This is a genomic window from Xanthobacter sp. SG618, assembly GCF_012932745.1.
GTDB classification, from domain to species: Bacteria; Pseudomonadota; Alphaproteobacteria; order Rhizobiales; family Xanthobacteraceae; genus Xanthobacter; species Xanthobacter flavus.
This window is the reverse complement of sequence record NZ_JABBHL010000004.1, coordinates 473,576-491,372: the sequence shown is the minus strand read 5'-3', so window position 1 is coordinate 491,372 and position 17,797 is coordinate 473,576. Positions and strand designations below refer to the sequence as shown.

Below are 17,797 nucleotides of genomic sequence, written 5' to 3'. Positions count from 1 at the left end.
ATGCGGCCAACGGATTACGCGGGCATTACGCGCGATTGCTGCACTTCATCTTCACGGACTGTGAAAGCGCACATAGACGCGCTGGCCGATGAGGAAGATCTCCGGCCGGTCGATTTCGAGGATGCCGTCCGCCACCCGCACGTCGGCGCGCTCGGTCGGCCCCTCGCCCGCGCGGCGGTTGTCGAGGAAGGCACCGACCCTCAGAACATGGCCGGGAGCGCTCGTGCGCTCGTCGCTCTCCGCGACAATCTCGGCAGTCATGCCCGGCTTCACCAGCCGCACGAAATTTTCCTGGATCTCGGCCCGCACGATCAGCGGCGCATCGGGGATGACGATGAACATCTCCGTCGCCGCGCTGGCGGACACGATGTCACCCGGTTTCACCGAGCGGCGCGCAACACGCCCGGCGAGCGGGGCACGTACGTCGCGGCGCTCGCGCTCATAGAGGGCGCTATCGCGGCGGGCGAGCGCGAGCGCGGACGCGGCCTCCGCGCCCTTCAGCTCGCCGGTCAGCGCAGCCATCGCCCCCTCGGCCTCGTCGAGGGCCTGCGCCGAGAGTGCCTGCTCCTTCGCCGCGCGGCGGGTGCGCTCGAGGCCGCGCTGCTGCAGGGCGCGCCGCCGCTCCAGCGCCGCCTGCCGGGCCTTCGCCTCGTCGAGCGCGGCCTCTGCGGCGGCGAGGGCGAAGGTGGCCTCGCGCGCCGCGAGCCGCGCCAGGACCGTGCCGACCTCCACGCGCTGCCCCTCGGCCACCAGCACGTCCTGAACCTCGCCGTCCCGCGTGGCCACGATGCGCGAGAGGCCACCCTCCACCTCCACGCGCCCGCGAGCCGCGGCGATCACCGACGCGCCGTCCGGCTGCGGCTCGGCATCCACCCGGCTGCTGTTGGTGACCATGACGATGCCGGCGGTGACGCAGACGGCGAGCGCCAGCACCACCGGGGCGATGGTGGCGAAACGCGAGAGCTTCATGGACAGGTCTCCGTGGCGCCGGATCTCGAAGCGCCGCGACTGTCGCGGCGGAGCCGGCCGTCCTCCATCTCGATGACGCGGTCGGCGCGGGCGATCAGGCGGGGGTCGTGGGAGACGCAGACGACGATGGTGCCGCTGCGGTGGGCGATCTCCCGCAAGAGGTCGGTAACGATGGCGCCGTTCACGCTGTCGAGGGCGCTGGTGGGCTCGTCGGCGAACAGCAGGCGGGGGCGCTTGACGATGGCCCGCGCGATCGCCACCCGCTGTTTCTCGCCGCCCGACAGCTCGGCCGGGCGCAGATGCTGCCTCCGGCCGAGCCCCACCATGTCGAGCACCCGGGCGGCCGCCCGCCGGCCCACTTCATGCGGGATGCCGCAATAGTCGAGTACGAGCTGTACCTGCTCCAGCGCGTCGAGCGCCGGAAACAGGTTGTAGCCCTGGAAGATGAAGCCGCAATGGACGAGCCGGAAAGCGTCCCGCGCGGCATCGTCGAGCGCGCAGAGATCCGTCCCGAACGCGCGCACCTCGCCGCGATCGGGACGCGACAGCCCGCTCAGCAGCGACAGCAGCGTGCTCTTGCCGCAGCCCGACGGGCCGCTGATGAGGGAAAGTTCGCCCGGATGCAGCGCGAGGGAGACCTCGCTCAGGGCCTGCGTCCGGATGGACTGGACGACGTAGGACTTCTCCAGCCCCCACGCGCGCAGCGAGACGTCCGCCGTCATCGCAGCAGCGCCGCAGGATCGGCATGGCGCAGTCGGCGCAGCGCGAGCACGCCCGCCAGTAGCGCGACCGACAGTACGAGCCCGCCGGACAGCGCCATGATGCCGGCCCCGAGCGCAAAGGGAATGCCGTTGACACAGGCCAGCGCGGCCGCGAGCAGGCTGCCGGCGAGGCCCAGCGCCAGACCGGCGGCGCCGACCCACGCCGCCTGCTCCACCACGATGCGGCGCAGCTTGGGGAACGGCACGCCGATCGCCCGCAGCGTGGCGTATTGCGGCGTCGAGGCCGCGACGGCGGCCGTCAGGGTCTGACTGGTGATGAGGGTGCCCACCAGAAGCGCGACGATGGTCGCGAAGATGAAGCCGACGCCGGCGCCCGATTCCAGCAGCCAGTAGCGCACCGAGCGGCCGGCCAGATCCTCCGCTGTCCAGACCTCGAAGCGCTTTCGCGTCTCGGGTTGGGAGAAGCGGGCCTTCACCGCCCGCGCCGCGCCGGGGGAGCGCAGCGCCGCGAGATAGTAAGTGACGTCGCCGGCCGCTGCGAGCGACCGGTCGAGCGTCCTGACGGTGGCGATGGAGGCGACCACGTTGACGCCGCCCATGGCGCGCATACCGTCCGTGGTGCCCACCACGCGCACCCGCTGCCCGTTGATCTCGGCGGCGCCACCGATGGCGGTTCCGAGCTTGTCGAGGTCCGCCACGTCCACCAGCACGGTCGCCGGCTCCGTCAGCAATGCGCGCCCGGAGCGTGGCATCGCCTTGGCGAGCCCCAACCCATCCGGCCGCGTGTCGATGCCGATGAGGGTGACGCTGACGCCGCCGCCGCCGCGCGGGCCGCGCCAGTCCCCGGAGCCCAGAAGGAGGGGCTCGACGCGCAGGACGCGCGGATCGACCAGCAGCTCGGCGGCGGCGCCGGCATCGATGCTGCGGCCGAGATCGGCGCTCTGCGTTCCGGGAAAGCCGACCCACAGATCGGCGTGCGACTGCGTGACCGGCAGCGCATTGGTGCCGACGATGCCGAGCAGCAGCGCGCCCTGCACGATGATGAGGACGCCGGAAAAGCCCACCGACATCACCGCCGGCAGGAAGCGACGCCATTCGTGAACCAGCGTCTTGCGGGCGAGCGCCACCGCCATCAGCCCCGCGCCTCCTGCGCCGAAGCAGGCGCGGCTGCGCCCAGCGCCTTGTAGAGCGCGACGGTCGCCAGCCCCTCGGCCTCCCGCGCCGCTGCCAGCCGGCGCTGCGCCTGGATCAGGCCGGCGTCTGCGTCCGCGCGACCGCCCGCATCCGCGAGCCCCTCCCGGTATAGTATGCCGAGCCGGCGGGCCTGCCGCTGCTCGGCCTCGATCACCGCCGAGAGGCGCGTCGTCGCCGCGCGCGCGGCGCGCCAGTTCGCAAGCGCCCCGTCCGCCTCCTGATAGGCGGTGAGGATGGCCTGACGATAGGCGGCCAGCGCCTCCTCCAGCAGCGCGCGTCGGGCATCGACCGCCGCTTCCCGCCGGCCATGGTCGAACAGGGGAATCTGGAGGGATGGCCCGCCGGCGAGGCCCAGCGGCGAGCCGGGAGACGGGAGGCCGACGCCGATCGTGCCGCCGAGCCGCAGCTTCGGATAGAGATCCGCCTTCGCGATCCCCACGTCGGCGGCGGCCTTCAGCACCCGCTGCTCGGCCGCCCGCACATCCGGCCGCGCCCGCAGGAGATCGGCCGGCCGCCCGGCCTCGGGACCATCGGGCGGAAGCGGCTGGCGCCCGGAGGCGCACAGCCCAGCGTCGGTCAGCGTCGTGCCGAGCAGCGTCGCGATCTGCTGGCGGAGTGCCCCCGCGCGGGCATTGAGCCGGGCGAGCTCGGACTGCGTCTCGGCGACAGCGGCGCCGTCGGCATCCGCGCCCGGCGGCGCGAGGCCGCTCCGCGCCCGGCTGCGCGCGAGGCCCCTGCGCCGCTCCTGCGTGGCGAGAAGAGCAGCCAACAGCTCCCGCTGCCGCGTCGTGGAGCACAGGGAGATGTAGGCCGCCGTGACCTCCGCGGTCACCGCGATGCGGACCGCCTCCAGCTCGTCGCCGGCGATGGCGGCCGAGGCAGCCGCAGCCTGCTGGCTGCTCTCCGACAGGCCGAACAGGCCCACGTCCCAGCTCGCGTCGAACCCCGCGACGACCGGCTGCCGCAGGGGATCCTCGAACGGCTCCTCCGAGGTGCCGGCCAGCGCCTGCCCGCTGCTGCCCACGCTCGGAAGGAACAAGGCGGATGCGGCGCCCGCCTGGCTGCGCCCGGCCGCGAGCCGCGCCCGCGCCTGCGCGATGGAGAGGTTCTGGCGGGCGGCCTGCGCCACGAGCCGGTCCAGCGCCGGATCGCGGAAGCGGCGCCACCAGCCGTCGATATCCCGCCGTGGCCCCGGCGGGACCTCCTGGGCATAACGCGACGGCAACGTCGGCGCATCGGCGGCGACGGGCTCCAGCAGCGAGCAGCCCGCCAGCAGCCAGGCACACGCGAGCGCGAATGCCACGGGCGGGCCGGACGGCCGACCGGCCGGCGCACGACCATCGCGAGGCAGGGGAGAAGGGGGCAGAGGCATCGTCCGTTATGTGGCGCGGCGGCCTCCTCGCCAGCGGCCGGGCCATCGGCGCGAGGCGGGCCGGGGACCCGGAAGCGAGGAAGCCGGCGGTGTTGCGGTCTAGTGCGTGACGGCATCTTGCGCGGCGCGATTACGCGAGCATTACGCCCCATGGACCGCGAGAGGCGCCGCCGCGGCACCGGCCACGCGCGCGCCGCCGCTTTCGGTGGCGGTCACGCGCCCGCGCGCCATGTGGACGATGCGGTCGGCCGCGTCGAAATAGCGGTCGTCATGCGACACCGCAATCACGGTCCTGCCGGCCTGCCGCAGCTCCGGCAGGAGCTTGCGGTAGAACAGGGCCCGGAAGTCCGGATCCTGGTCAGCCGCCCATTCGTCGAACATCAGAATCGGGCGATCCTCCAGCACGGCGTGGATGAAGGCCAGCCGCTTGCGCTGCCCGGTGGAGAGATCGGTGGTGGCGAGGCGCCCTGCTTCGGCCGCCACCACCCCGGCAAGATCGAGCCGCTGCAGCCAGGCATTGACCCGTAGCGCGCCGCCCGGCCCGGCCAGGATCTCGTCGAACAGGTGGTAGTCAGCGAACACGCCGGAGAACAATTGCCGGTAGCCCTCCAGCCCGGCCGCCGACACCGGCCGCCCATCCAGCAGCACGTCGCCGGAGCACGGCCGGTACAGCCCGAGCAGAATCTTGATGAGGGTCGTCTTGCCGCTGCCATTGCCGCCGACGATGAAGGTGATCTCGCCCTGCCGGATGGTTAGTTGCGGAATGTCGAGCGCGAAACCGCTCGCGCGATCCTCGCCCGCAAAGCTGTGGCGCACGCCCCTAAGGGCGAGGCTGTCGCGGAAGGGCGGCGCCGAGTGCCTGCCCACGCCATCCGGAACCTCCTCGGCAAGGCCGGCAGTCAGGGCGCTGATGCGGCGCAGGGCGATCTGCGCCTGGCTGAACACCGGCAGCGCGCTGGCCAGCTCCTCGATGGGTCCCTTGGCGAACAGCATCACGATGATGAAGCCCGTGATGACCTCGCTGTCGATGCCGAGATGGGGCCGCAGCACCAGGACGATGCAGACGAACACGAAGATCAGCGCGATGCTAATGGTGTCGACGGCCCAGAACAGGGCGTAGGCCCGGCCGTTGACGGCGGCGATGCGGTTGGTGAGGGCGCCGATGCCCTGCCGCTCTACGCGCAGCCGGCGCGGACGGTTGAGGCGCAGTTCCTTGGCGCCTTCGATGATGCCGCGATACTGCTTCTGCAACTGGTCCTCGAGACCGCGCGCCTCGTCGAACCGGACTAGCCAGGCCCGCATGGCCACTGAGTTGAGCACCCCGCCCAGCACCACCAGCCCCAACCCGAAGCACAGCATCGGCACCGACAGCACGAACAGATAGGCGAGGCAGCCCAGAACCATCGCCAGCGCGGTGGTGTAGCCCGCGAAATGGTTGCCGAACTCGGCGATCTTCTCCACGTCGCCGTTGAGCACCGCCATGAGCCGCGGGCTCTTCATCCGCTCGATCTCGGCGAGCGGCGCATCGAGGATGCGGTGGCACACCTCCTGCCGCAGCCGCGCGACGATGCGCTGCCCCAGAAGGCTGTTGCCGATGCCGGCGATGAGCTGGCCGGCGAGGCTGAGGAGGCACAGCGCGGCAAGGCCCATCAGCATCCCCGCGGAGGCGGCGGAGGCGAGCGCGCCGTTGATGAGCGAGAGCGCCCAGGCCATGGCCAGTCCGCCCGCGCCGCCCGCGAGGCTCGCCAGCAGGATGAGCTGCCAGAAGGGGCGCAGAAGGCGCAGCACCTCGCGCAGAAGGTGGGGGGGCGGTTTGGCGGGAGAGGAGGTCATCGCAGGGTCGCAATCAGGTCTGGAACGGGAGATTTCGGCGCGCGGCGGGGCGGGGCCGGATCAGTGGCCCCAGTCGCCATCGTCACCGGGCTCCTCGTCGAAATCCTCGTCCCAGCCGTCCCGATGGAAATCCGGATGGTAGATCCCGATGGGCGGGGGCTGCGGCACGGGACGGGTCCAGCCGGGATAGGGGCCGTAGACATAGACCTGAGGCGGCGGCGCGGCGAAGACCGATCCGGCCCATGCACCGGCGGCAGCGCCCGCGATGGCGCCGGCGATGAGATCGTCACTGTCCGCGGCCGCGGGATAGACGCTCAGGGCGCTCGCGACGGCAGCACCGAGAAGAAGCGTGGCGATGGTCCGCATGATGAATCCTAGAAGAATGGAATACATGTGCCATTCTCGCCCCCAGGATTACCGACGCATTACACGGCGGGCCGGCGGAACATCATTGAGGAAAGCTCAAGGTCACCGTCGTGCCACCGCCCGGCGTTTCCTCCATGGAGAGGCCGGCGCCATGCAGCGCCGCGACCTGCGCAACGATGGCGAGACCGAGGCCCGTGCCGGCGGAATCCTGCTTGCCGCGCGCGAACGGCTCCATGACCGTGCGCCCGCCATAGGCTGTGCTGATGCCGGGGCCGAAATCGATTACCGAGACCCGTCGGGACGCGGCCACCTCGACCACCACCCGGCCTCCGCTGCCGCCGTGTTGGATCGCGTTGCGTACGAGATTGGACAGGCCGATGCCGATGGCCTGCGCCGAGCCGGAGACCATCACCGGCCCCTCGCCGCGTAGCTCGATGTCCACGCCGCTCGCCAGCGCCGTCGGCACCTCGCGGGCCGTTGCCTCGCGGACCACTGAGACGAGATCTATGGGCTGCATTTCCGTGGGCTGGGAGGTGAGCCGCGCGAGCTGCAGCAGCATGGTCACCGTCGCCGACAGCGATTGCAGCTCCCCCACCAGCTCCGCCTTGATCTCGCGATCCTCGACGCGCTCAAGGCGCGTGCGCAGGCGGGTCAGCGGCGTGCGCAGCTCATGGGCGGCGTTCGACAGGAAGCGCCGCTGCTCCGCCGTGGCGGCGTCGATCCGGTCGAGCGCGCGATTGAAGGCGAGGGCCAGCGGCTTCAACTCCGCTGGCTGCTGATCGACCGGCAGCCGCACGCCCTCCCGGGCACCAATCTCCTCGGCGGCGGCCGCCGCCCGGCGGACCGGCCGGACGATCAGTGCGGGCACCACGAGGATGGTTGTGAGGATGATGATGGTCATCACCGCAGCCAGGAGCGTCGAGGGCATGTCCGGCTCCCGCAGGAGCGATACGATGACTTCCGTGCTGGTGTAGACGGCCCCGCCGAGGGCGATGAGCATGGCCGGGTCGTCCTCGGCGCGCGTCGAGCCGAGGAGCTGCATCTCGGGACCGCTGGCGTCATAAACGGACCGAGCCTGCGACGCATCCGGCAGGCCAAGGCTCCCGCGCACGCGCGGGGGCACCTCGCCAAAGGAAAGGTTGCCGTGGGGCGTGCTGACCACATACCAGAGCTGCGGAAACTGCCGCTGAAACGCGAGCAGCCTCCCCGTCGGCGTCAGCAGGGGGCGGCCCGCCTCGTCGAGCCGGACCGAGCGCTTGATCTCGGTGGCGACATCGGATTGCGCGACGTCGCCGTCATCCCCGTAGAAGGCGATGAAGCCGATGAAGAGGCAGCACAGGAGGGCCGAGATCAGGCCTCCAAGCAGCATCGCGGCTGACGAGGCGATGGATCTCTTCAGCAGTATCCTCATTCGACCATCAGGTAACCGATTCCGCGCAGAGCCTTGATTTCCGCACGGCAGCCGGCCTCCCGCAAGCGCTTGCGCAAGCGCGACAGATGGGCGTCGATGGCATTTGACTGGATCTCGTCGTCGAAGCCGTAGACCGCATTGTCCAGGGATTCGCGCAGCACCACCTGCCCCGCCCGGCGCATCAGCGCCTCCAGCAAGGCGAGCTCCCGGCGCGGCAGGATCAGCGGCTGGTCGTCTACATAGGCGGTGCGCGCGAAGGTGTCGAAGCGCAGGTTCGACACGCTGGTGACGCCCTTCTGGTCGAGCTGGTTCCGCCTCAGCACCGCCCGCGCCCGCGCGATCAGCTCCACCGGCTCGAAGGGCTTGGCGAGATAGTCGTCGGCGCCGGCATCGAGCGCCCGCGCGATCTCGTTGGGATCGTCCAACGCGGTAAGCACCAGGATGCTCGGGCGCGGGCTGAGCATCCGCATTTTCGCGATCAGCGACACCGCGTCGCCGTCCGGTAGCCGGCGGTCCATCACCACCAGATCGAAGGGGCGCACCTTCAGGGCGGTCTCTGCCTCGTCGAGCGTCGCCACGCGATCGGCCCCGCCTAGCGCGGCCTCCAGCGCATCCCGCAGCCAGGGGCCGAGATCGGTATCGTCCTCTATGACGAGTATGCGCACGGATGAATGCCCTCTTCGTGTGGCGCCGCTTTCTGGGCGCCCGCTTCTTGGCCGCCATCGTTACATGAAGATTACACGTGCGCCGAGGCGGGGCCGCGCCGGTCGTCAAGGGAGTGTAATGTCCACGCAATGCAGCCCCGATTCATGGACGGGGCGCGGCCCGCCCCGCGTACGCGATGGCTTCGGGTGTGCGGGGGATCAATCGTGTCCGCAGAGCGGACACGATGCCATCCGAAGCCATCACGCCCTCTTGCGACGCCGGCATGTTGCCGGATCCAGCAGCGGGCCGAAGGCCGGCGACCGCGCCGCATCCCCCCAAACCCTGTGCCCGGACCGGGCCTTCAGCCGGATCATGATCTTGGATCACGATATTATGACGCTCGAGCCTGTGGCCCCCGCCGACCTGCCGCGCTACCGGCAGGATCTGCGGGAGGCCTTCGCCGTTGCCGCCGTGGCGGAATTCGGCGCGCTGGCGGAGGCCGCCATTCCACCGGACGAGACCATCATGGAATCCTGCGAGGCACCGGGCGCCGAGGTTCTTCACATCGTGCGGGATGGACAGAGGGTCGGCGGCGCCGTCGTGGTCATCGACAGGCTGACCGGGAAGAACGCGCTCGACCTGTTCTTCGTGGCCGTGGGCCATGAAGGCCAGGGCATCGGCAGGAGCGCCTGGAATGCGATCGAAGCCCGCTATCCGCAAACGAGGGTGTGGACGACCCACACCCCCTATTTCGAGAGGCGGAACATCCACTTCTACGTCAACACATGCGGTTTCACGATCGTCGCCTATTATCACGCCGGCCACCCCGATCCCCACCGAGACGATCAGCCCGCTCTGCCGGGCGGCGGCGGCATGTTCAGGTTCGAGAAGGTCATGGCCGGTCGGGACTAGACCAGCCCGCCAGGCTCGGGACGCCACCACACGGAACAGGAAAAGAGTCATGCCTCAATCGCTGCACGCCGGAGAGGGCGTCGTCTACCCGCGCTCCATGCGCATCCTTCATTGGGTGCGGGCTGTGCTGATCCTCGCGCTGATCGCAGCCGGCTGGCACATGACCCGCCTCGCCGAAGACGATCCGACCGCTGGATTCTTCTACGTGAACCACAAGCAGTTCGGCATCCTGGTCTGGCTCGTCGCGCTGGTGCAGCTGACCTTGCGCTGGCGCTACAGCGCCGTGATTCCCGGCCTGCCTCCGGCGCTGCGGAGCTGGGAGAAGATGCTGTCGCACGCCATCCACCGCCTGATGATCGCGCTCACCGTGCTCATCCCCCTGCTGGGCTACGCCATGTCGAGCAGCTTCACCCAGAGCGACGGCGTGCCCTTTTTCTTCCTGCCGCACCTGCCGGAGCTCCTGCCGAAGAACGACGCGGCCTTCGCGGTGTTTCAGGCGCTCCACAAATATGCCGCCTATCTGCTCCTCGCCTGCGTCGTCCTGCATGTGGCGGGCACGCTGAAGCACCGTTTCGAGGACAGGAACGGCCCCACCGACGTTCTGCCGCGCATGTGGCGCAGCCGCGCCTGACGCCCTAACCCGGCCCGGCCGGGCCGGTCAAAGGCTCAGCCGCCGCGCCGCGCCCGACCCGCCCGGCCAGCCGCTCCGCCAGCCTCGTCACCACGACGAAGAACACCGGCACGAAGAGGACCGCGAGGATGGTGGCGCTGATCATGCCGCCGAAGACGCCCGTGCCGATGGACTGCTGGGTCTCGCTGCCCGCCCCGGAGGCGACCATCAGCGGCACGATGCCGAGCGTGAAGGCGAGGCTCGTCATCACGATCGGCCGCAGCCGCAGCCGCGCCGCCTCCACCGCCGCCTGCGCCGGATCGAGCCCCCGCGCGCGGGCGGCCCGGGCGAACTCGACGATCAGGATGGCGTTCTTGGCCGAAAGCCCGATGATGGTGACCAGCCCCACGGTGAACAGCACGTCGTTCGGCATGTCCCGCAGCATCACGGCGGCCACCGCGCCGATCAGGCCCAGCGGCACCACCAGCATGACGGCGAGCGGCACCGACCAGCTTCCATAGAGCGCGGCGAGTACCAGGAACACAACCAGCATGGAGAGGGTGAGCAGCAGCGGCGCCTGCGCGCCGGCCTCCTGCTCCTGCAGGGACTGGCCGGTCCACGTGACGGTGAAACCCGGCGGCAACTGGCGAGCCAGCATCTCCAATTCCCGCATGGCCTCTCCGCTGGAGCGGCCCGGCGCGGCGGCGCCGGTGATCCGCGCCGCCGGATAGCCGTTGTACCGCACGAGCTGGAGCGGGCCGCTCTCCCACGCCGGCGTGGCGAGTTCTGACAACTGCACGGAACGGCCGGCGGCGTTGCGCACCTCGAGCCTCAGAATATCGTCGAGCGTCATCCGCGCCGCCGCGTCGGCCTGCACGATCACCTGCTGCACGCGGCCGAGATTGGTGAAGTCGTTGACATAGGAAGAGCCCATCGCCGCGCTGAGCGTGTCCGCAATGTCGGCGAAGGAGACGCCGAGGATGTGCGCCTTCAGCCGGTCGATGTGAAGCCGGATGCGATTTCCGGGCGGCAGGCCCTCCTCATAGACGCCGGTGAGCACGGGGCTCGCGGCGGCCGCCGCCATCAGCCGGTCCTTCGCCGCAGCGAGCGCGACCGGGCCGCGGCCGGCCCGATCCTCCAGCCGCAGCGCGAGGCCGGAGGTCGTGCCGAGCCCGTCGATGGCCGGCGGCAGCATGCTGACGACACTGCCCTCGCGGATCGACCGGACGGCCGCGTTGGCCTGCGCCACTTCGTCGGCGGCGCTCACGCCGTGGCGTGCGTTCCAGTCCGTCAGCATGGTGTAGATCATGGCCGCGTTCGGGCCGGAGCCCGAGAAGCCGAACCCCATGATGCTCTCGGTGTGCCGGACGGCCGGCCGCGTGGCGTTGTGCCGTTCCATGGTCTCCACCGCCTCGCGCGTGCGGCTCGCGGTCGCGTCCGGCGGCAGCTGGATGGAGGTGAGGAAATAGCCCTGGTCCTCCTCCGGCAGGAAGGCCGAGGGTAGCCGCGTGAAGGCGAGGCCGAGCAGCGCCACGATCACCGCGAAGCCCGCCATCACCCGCCAGGGCCGCCCCACCAGCCGGGCGACGCCGCGCGCATAGCCGCGCGTCAGCCCCGCGAAGCCCCGCTCGAACCAGCCGAAGACGCCCCGCTTCTCCCCATGCTCCCGCACGGGCTTCAGCATGGTCGCGCAGAGCGCCGGCGTGAGCGTCAGGGCAAGGAAGGCCGACAGCAGGATCGACACCGCCATCGTGAGCACGAACTGCCGATAGATGACGCCGACCGAGCCCCCCGCCAGCGCCATCGGCACAAACACGGCCGAGAGCACCAGCGTGATGCCGACCACCGCCCCGCTCATCTCGCCCATCGCCCGCAGCGTCGCCTCGCGCGGGGCGAGCCCCTCCTGCGCCATCAGCCGCTCGACAGTCTCGACCACGACGATGGCATCGTCGACGATGATGCCGATGGCCAGCACCATGCCGAACATGGTCAGCACGTTGATGGAATAGCCCGCCGCCAGCATCACCGCGAAGGTGCCGAGCAGCGCGATGGGCGCCACGATCGCCGGGATCAGCGTGCAGCGGACGTTCTGTAGGAACACGAACATCACCAGGAAGACCAGCGCCATGGCCTCGAGCAGGGTGACCAGCACCTTCTCGATGGAGATGCGCACGAAGGGGGCCGTGTCGAAGGGGATCGAGAACCCCATGCCCTCGGGCATCGCCTTGGCCAGCTCCGTCATCCGCGCGGCGATGGCCGAGGAGGTCGTCACGGCGTTAGCGCCGGGGGCGAGCTGGACCGCGAGCGTCGCCACCGGCTTGCCGTTGGAGCGGGTCGCGAAGGCGTAGGATTGCGCGCCCAGCTCCACCCGCGCGACCGCGCCGAGGGTGAGGCTCGATCCGTCCGGATGGGCGCGCAGCACGATGGCGCGGAACTCCTCGGGCGTCCGCAGGCGTCCATCGACCTCCAGCGGCACGGTGACCCGCTGGCCGGCGGTGGTCGGCTCGGCCCCGAGGGCGCCCGGCGCGATCTGCACGTTCTGCTGCGCGATGGCGGTGGTGACATCGCCGAATGTGGTTCCGTGGGCCGACAGTTTGACCGGATCGATCCAGATCCGCATCGCGCGCTCCGTCGCAAAGAGCTGGACACGTCCGACACCCGGCACGCGCTTGAGCTCGTCAGCGACGTTGCGCACGGCATAGTCGCCGAGGGTCACCTCGTCATACGCCCCGCCGGGGGCGATGATATCCACCAGCAGCAGGAAGCCGGAGGCCACCGCCTCGACCGTCAGGCCAAGCTGCCGGACCGCCTGCGGCAGGCGCGCCTCCACCGTCTTCAGGCGGTTCTGCACGTCCACCTGCGCGAGTTCCGGGCTGGTGCCGGGCTTGAACGTCGCGGTGATCGTCGCAGTGCCCGACATGTCCGTCGCGCTCTCGAAATACAGGAGATTGCGCACGCTCGACAGTTCACGCTCGATTAGGCTGACGACCCCGTCGCTCATCGCCTGCGGCGAGGCGCCGGGGTAAGTCGCATAGATACTGATGCTTGGCGGCGCGATGGCCGGATAGCGCTCGGTGGGAAGCTGTGGGATCGCGATGGCCCCCGCGAGCGCGATGACGATCGCGATGACCCAGGCGAAGACCGGCCGGTCGATGAAGAAGACGGCCATCAGCGATGCGGCTCCGCATCCGCCAGGCGCTCGCGCTGCCACGGCAAGGCGGTCACCTGGGCGCCCGGCTGGACATGGTCCTGCCCCTCCACGATCACCCGCTCGCCGGCGCGCAGCCCGCGCTCGACGACGATGCGCCCGTCGATCTGGGCACCGGTCACGATCTCGCGCCGCGCCACCCGGCCGGGGTCCTCGACGATGCTGACGTGTTCCATGCCGTTGCCGTCGCGCTGCACCGCCTGCAGCGGCACCAGCAGGGCCTCGGGTCGCTTCTCCCGCAGCAGCCGCGCCCGCACGAACATGCCCGGCAGCAGCAGGCGCCCGGGATTTTCTGCCTCGACGCGTAGGATCACCTCGCCCGTGCCGGGGTCCACGCTGACCCCCGAGAAAAGGAGTTTTGCGGCGACCGGATACGTATTGCCCTCCGCCGACAGGATGTCCACCGGGCCCGCATCCGGGCCGCCGGGCCCTGCCAGCCGCCGCAAGGCGTCGAGGCTGCGGGCCGGCTGGCGGAGATCGACATAGACCCGGTCGATCTGCTGCACGATGGCGAGTGGTGCGGGGCCGCCGGGCGTCGCCAGCGCGCCCTCGCTCGCCAGCGCATGGTCGACCCGGCCAGCGATGGGAGCGCGGAGGGTGGCGAAGCCGAGATCGAGCGTCCGCCGCTCCAGCGCAGCCCGGCTGTGGGCGACATCGGCGGCGGCCTGAGCGCGCGCGGCGATGGCATCCTCATGCGCCTGCTGGGTGGCGGTGTTGGTCTTGAGAAGCGCCTCGACGCGCCTCACCTGCGCCTCGGCCCGGTCGAGCACCGCCTCGGCCCGGCGCAGGACCGCAGCCGCCATGTCGACTTCCGCGGCGAACGCGGCCGGGTCGATCTGGAACAGTGGCTGGCCCGCCGCGACCTCGCTCCCCTCCCGGAACAGCCGGTGCTGGACGATGCCGCCCACCTGCGGCCGGATTTCCGCGACGCGATAAGCCGCGACCCGGCCCGGCAGCACGTCGTGAATCGTAACGGCCTCGGGCCTCAGCTGCACGACCGAGACATTGACGGGTTCGTGGGGTGCCGCAGGCTGGCTCTCCCCGCAGGCCGCCAAGGCGAGCGCCCCTGCAACAATCATGGGGTAGCACCGGGACCACACAAGGCCTCGGCGAGGAAGATCGGTTTTCATGGGCTGGGCTATTACGCAGCGTCATTGCCTAAAGATTACGATAGACAGAGAATTGCTGAAATCAGCGCCAAGATCGGCGGCGCGGTCTAGACGCTCAACGAATGGGCCATCGCTAGCTTGCCGTACCGTTTCCTCCACTCGTAGAGCGAGTACTTGCTGATCCCCAGCCGGGCCGCCACCTCCGCAACCGGATAGCGCCGTGCGGTGATCTGAACGACCGCGTCGCCCTTGAAGTTCTCGGTGAAGTTCGCTTTGCCCATCGGGGCCTCCTTGCCTCAAAATTTAGGGAAGAAGGCGGCCAAGAATCTAGAGGCGGTTCAGGCCGACCGATACTGAAGGACGTAGCTTCGCTTTCCGGATGTGAAAACCCGGAGGCCAAAGCCAGGGAGCTCGTCGTCCCAGATCACATAATCCTTGGCGCCGGCTTCTGCTGCGTCGACGGCTCTTTTGGTGAGCTTAGCCATGGTGTTCCGCCGACCTTACCGCCCCGTCTCGCGTAAGCGCCACGTAAGCAGCTGGGCGAAAATCGTAGCGAGCAGAAGGATAGACTCGGCTAAGATGCGTCTCAAAATTTTTTTTATTCGCAGTATGATAGAGATTTATTTAGCGCTCCATCGTAAATTCGACGGAGCTACTAGTACTCCCTCCGAAGGCAAAGGCCGCACGTTCGAATCGTGCCGGGTGCGCCATTTCAGTACAGAACCGCGAACCCCAAAAGCCGCCGATTGCCCGCTCGAAGCGGCGACGAGGCTTTGAAGCAGATTCGATTTCGTCCCCATGATGCGAACCTCATCGTTTGCGACCTCAACGCGTTGGGCAAACGCGCGCAGGTGATCCCGCCGATAGCCGCATCCTTCGATCCGCGGGCTGCTGCGCGCGGCTTGCGAAAGCGCGTCGATCATCTCCGGCGTAACGGCTCGGTCGCCGGAGCCGTCGAGTGTCGCCCGTATCCGCCCGGCGTCGGCCGTGGCCTGATCGCGGATCGCCTCAAGCACGGGCGACCCAACCGCGAAAGGTCAGCGCGGCATAGAACAGCTGCGGATCGGTGAAACCGGCCTTGCGCAGAATATCGACCTCCTCCTCCGGAGACAGGATGGGCAAACGCGCACCGACAACGCGCGCGCCTCCGCTCCGAGGGTCAAAAGCCACGCCATTGCCCGCGGCGAACGCGCCGAAGCGGTCGAACCACAGGTCCCGCGCCGGCCCGTCCGGCGCGCTGTGATGCGCTAACACGAACTGCGCGCCCGGCTTCAGCCTGCGTCGGATTTCCGTCAGGGTGGAAAGCCGGTCCTCGAGCGGGACGAAATGCAAGGTCAGAAGGCAGCACGCCGCATCGAATGGTCCTGTCGGCGCTGAGGCAATATAGCCTTCGTGCAGGTCTACCCGTTCGGCGAATGGCCCAAGCGTGCGGGTCGCCAGCTTCAGCATCTCGGCGGATGGATCAATGCCGACGAAACTCCAGCCAGGTTGCGCCTCGGCGAACGCCCGCAGCTCAAGCCCCCCGCCGGCGCCGACTACGAGAATGCGACCATCGGCCGATGCAGTTTCCGCCATGAGGAGGCGCGTCATACGCTGCAGGTCGCCAAAGCCCGGCACAAGGCGCGGCGGGTTTTCGGCGTAGCGCGCGACGGCAGCCGCATCGTCGAAACCATTCATGGCCGATCCAGCCCGCCGTTCGCCGAGTCCATAACCAGAGCCCGGTGCGCGGCTACGCCGGCCATGACGCCAGCGGCCGATGCCAGGGTGGCGTTATACATTTCGGTTGCCGCATCGCCGGCGGCAAACACCCCAGGCACACTGGTCTGCTGCTGGGGATCGACCTTGATATAGGGGCCGGTCATGCCCTCTGCGAAAGCGCAACCAAGCTGCTCTGCCAGCGGACTGGCCATCTGCGTGCGGGGTGCGGTGAATACGGCCTCGGCCGGGACCTCTCGGCCGTCGGCCAAGATCAGGCAGCAAATGTTGGACCCCTCTCCGACGAGCTCAACGACCGGTGTGCGTTCGATCTCGACGCCACGCGCGCCGAGCAGCGCTGCTTCCTCCGCGGTCGGTTCGAATACCCCCTGCGTATAGAAGGTCGTCGGGCCCCAGTCGGGCAGGATCATCGCTTGGTGCACCGCGCCCGCGGCGTTGGCGATGGCGGCGAGGCGACGGCCCCGCACCTCGTAGCCGTGGCAGTAGGGACAATGCAGAACGCTCACGCCCCAGCGGCCGATCATCGATCGCAGCGGCAGCGTGTCCTGGACTCCGGTGGCCAGGATGAGCTTGCGGCTCGCGACCTGCACGCCGTCAGACAGGGCCAGTGTGAACCTGTCGTCATGGACCTCGGCGGCCAGGGCCTCGGCATGGTGGAACGCGACGGTCGTGTATCGCGCCAATTGATCGCGTCCCTGACGCATGATCTCCGCCGGTGCGACTCCGTCCTGTCCGAGGAAGCCGTGGGAGGCCGCCGCGAAGCGGTTTCTGGGGCGCCCCGCGTCCACGAGCAGTACGCGGCGCTGCGCGCGGGCCAGCTGCATCGCGGCGGAAAGGCCGGCGAAACTGCCCCCGACCACAACGACATCGTATTGATCCATGACTCGTACTCGCAACTTTTAATGTTGCGTGAAGCATATAGGGCGGATCTCGACATGCAACTTATATTGTTAAGAATGATTCTGCTCTAGGATCGCGCCATGCCTGCCGACACCCGCCTGTCCCGAATGCTGCACGTATTGATCCACATGGATCATATCGGCGGCCCCGTGACCTCCGAGGTCATCAGCAGAATGCTCGACACAAACCCGGTTGTGGTGAGGAGGACCATGGGCTGCCTGCGCGCGGCGGGGTACTTGACCTCCGTCAAAGGTCACGGCGGCGGCTGGGCGCTGGCGCGGCCGCTCGACACGGTCAGCCTGCGAGACATCCACGAGGCGCTGGGCAGCCCCAAGATGCTGGCGATCGGCCTCGCCGACGACAATCCCAAGTGTCTGATCGAACAGGCCGTCAACGAAGCGCTGAAGGACGCCATGGCAGAGGCTGAGCACCTTTTGCTCACCCGCTTTGGCGAGGTGACGATTGGCGCCTTGTCGCGCAAGATCGCTCTGCCTCTCAGCAAATGAGGGGCCGGACCCTACGGATGGTCGGCGCGTCCAACTGTCTTACCGACTGCTGCAGTCATTAGATTCGCGGTGGGCGTGCGGCGCGGCAGGATTGGCTCAGAGTCATGCCGCCGTACTTCGCCTTCCACTTGCAGAGCGTGGCGCTCAAGATCCCGTGCGTGCGGCACACATCGACGGTCTTGATCCCCGGTTCGCGCTCCTTCAACATCGAGATGATCTGCTTCTGTATTTGGACCGGTTGTCGTCAATCCCGAGCATGGAGCGTCGCGGGTTCTTTGCTTCTGTCCGTGGTCGAGGGTCGCCACATGATGGTGTTCTATGGAA

The 17,797-nt window shown here is 69.1% G+C and carries 17 protein-coding genes and 2 pseudogenes; 3 read left to right on the top strand and 16 right to left on the bottom strand.

All coding sequences use genetic code 11. From position 1 onward, the window contains the following. Positions 1-51: 51 nt before the first annotated feature. From FHT36_RS14285 to FHT36_RS14250, 8 genes are all read right to left on the bottom strand, one after another. Complete coding sequence (locus FHT36_RS14285; protein ID WP_169123153.1) at positions 52-969, bottom strand: HlyD family secretion protein; 918 nt, start codon at positions 967-969, stop codon at positions 52-54. Next, positions 966-1,691: an ABC transporter ATP-binding protein gene (locus FHT36_RS14280; protein WP_169123152.1), complete on the bottom strand. Its 726-nt coding sequence runs from the start codon at positions 1,689-1,691 to the stop codon at positions 966-968. Before FHT36_RS14280 ends, FHT36_RS14285 begins: the two co-directional genes overlap by 4 nt. Next, entirely contained in the window at positions 1,688-2,824 is a 1,137-nt protein-coding gene (locus FHT36_RS14275) for an FtsX-like permease family protein (RefSeq protein WP_169123151.1), read from the bottom strand. The genes FHT36_RS14280 and FHT36_RS14275 overlap by 4 nt, the downstream gene beginning before the upstream one ends. Further along, on the bottom strand, positions 2,824-4,188 hold the full coding sequence (locus FHT36_RS14270; RefSeq protein WP_169123150.1) for an efflux transporter outer membrane subunit: 1,365 nt from the start codon (positions 4,186-4,188) through the stop codon (positions 2,824-2,826). Before FHT36_RS14270 ends, FHT36_RS14275 begins: the two co-directional genes overlap by 1 nt. A gap of 210 nt (positions 4,189-4,398) precedes the next feature. After that, entirely contained in the window at positions 4,399-6,090 is a 1,692-nt protein-coding gene (locus FHT36_RS14265; protein WP_169123149.1) for a cyclic peptide export ABC transporter, read from the bottom strand. A 60-nt stretch (positions 6,091-6,150) separates the two neighbouring features. Next, positions 6,151-6,483 carry a hypothetical protein gene (locus tag FHT36_RS14260; protein ID WP_169123148.1) on the bottom strand — a complete coding sequence of 111 codons (333 nt, stop codon included), beginning with the start codon at positions 6,481-6,483 and terminating at the stop codon, positions 6,151-6,153. Positions 6,484-6,538: 55 nt separating this feature from the next. Then, complete coding sequence (locus tag FHT36_RS14255; RefSeq protein ID WP_169123147.1) at positions 6,539-7,867, bottom strand: HAMP domain-containing sensor histidine kinase; 1,329 nt, start codon at positions 7,865-7,867, stop codon at positions 6,539-6,541. After that, a complete protein-coding gene (locus FHT36_RS14250; RefSeq protein WP_169123146.1) occupies positions 7,864-8,532 on the bottom strand; it encodes a response regulator transcription factor in 669 nt (222 codons plus the stop codon). The genes FHT36_RS14255 and FHT36_RS14250 overlap by 4 nt, the downstream gene beginning before the upstream one ends. A 352-nt stretch (positions 8,533-8,884) precedes the next feature. Here FHT36_RS14250 and FHT36_RS14245 point away from each other — a divergent pair, with 352 nt between their 5' ends. Continuing rightward, on the top strand, positions 8,885-9,424 hold the full coding sequence (locus FHT36_RS14245; RefSeq protein ID WP_169123145.1) for a GNAT family N-acetyltransferase: 540 nt from the start codon (positions 8,885-8,887) through the stop codon (positions 9,422-9,424). 49 nt (positions 9,425-9,473) lie between these two features. Then, on the top strand, positions 9,474-10,055 hold the full coding sequence (locus tag FHT36_RS14240) for a cytochrome b (protein ID WP_169123144.1): 582 nt from the start codon (positions 9,474-9,476) through the stop codon (positions 10,053-10,055). Positions 10,056-10,059: 4 nt separating this feature from the next. Here the strand turns inward: FHT36_RS14240 and FHT36_RS14235 are convergent, their stop codons facing one another. The 7 genes and pseudogenes from FHT36_RS14235 to FHT36_RS14205 all read right to left on the bottom strand — a co-directional run bounded on the left by FHT36_RS14235 (position 10,060) and on the right by FHT36_RS14205 (position 16,948). Next, positions 10,060-13,203, bottom strand: coding sequence for a multidrug efflux RND transporter permease subunit (locus FHT36_RS14235; RefSeq protein ID WP_169123143.1), 3,144 nt, complete (start codon positions 13,201-13,203; stop codon positions 10,060-10,062). Beyond that, positions 13,203-14,321, bottom strand: coding sequence for an efflux RND transporter periplasmic adaptor subunit (locus FHT36_RS14230; RefSeq protein WP_210257749.1), 1,119 nt, complete (start codon positions 14,319-14,321; stop codon positions 13,203-13,205). The genes FHT36_RS14235 and FHT36_RS14230 overlap by 1 nt, the downstream gene beginning before the upstream one ends. A gap of 161 nt (positions 14,322-14,482) precedes the next feature. Next, positions 14,483-14,632, bottom strand: a pseudogene (locus tag FHT36_RS14225) (transposase); the annotation flags it as partial. A gap of 60 nt (positions 14,633-14,692) precedes the next feature. Continuing rightward, positions 14,693-14,836, bottom strand: a pseudogene (locus FHT36_RS24520) (Arm DNA-binding domain-containing protein); the annotation flags it as partial. A 135-nt stretch (positions 14,837-14,971) separates the two neighbouring features. Continuing rightward, positions 14,972-15,367, bottom strand: coding sequence for a hypothetical protein (locus FHT36_RS14215; protein ID WP_210257748.1), 396 nt, complete (start codon positions 15,365-15,367; stop codon positions 14,972-14,974). Continuing rightward, on the bottom strand, positions 15,360-16,028 hold the full coding sequence (locus tag FHT36_RS14210) for a class I SAM-dependent methyltransferase (RefSeq protein WP_169123141.1): 669 nt from the start codon (positions 16,026-16,028) through the stop codon (positions 15,360-15,362). The genes FHT36_RS14215 and FHT36_RS14210 overlap by 8 nt, the downstream gene beginning before the upstream one ends. Then, positions 16,025-16,948 carry an NAD(P)/FAD-dependent oxidoreductase gene (locus FHT36_RS14205; protein ID WP_169123140.1) on the bottom strand — a complete coding sequence of 308 codons (924 nt, stop codon included), beginning with the start codon at positions 16,946-16,948 and terminating at the stop codon, positions 16,025-16,027. The genes FHT36_RS14210 and FHT36_RS14205 overlap by 4 nt, the downstream gene beginning before the upstream one ends. A gap of 99 nt (positions 16,949-17,047) precedes the next feature. On the opposite strand from FHT36_RS14205, the gene FHT36_RS14200 reads away from it, so the two are divergent. After that, positions 17,048-17,473, top strand: coding sequence for an Rrf2 family transcriptional regulator (locus tag FHT36_RS14200; RefSeq protein ID WP_169123139.1), 426 nt, complete (start codon positions 17,048-17,050; stop codon positions 17,471-17,473). Between the two features lie 58 nt (positions 17,474-17,531). On the opposite strand, the gene FHT36_RS14195 is transcribed toward FHT36_RS14200, so the two are convergent. After that, positions 17,532-17,687 (bottom strand): transposase, encoded by a 156-nt coding sequence (locus tag FHT36_RS14195; protein ID WP_407077077.1) that lies wholly within the window; start codon positions 17,685-17,687, stop codon positions 17,532-17,534. Positions 17,688-17,797: the final 110 nt, after the last annotated feature.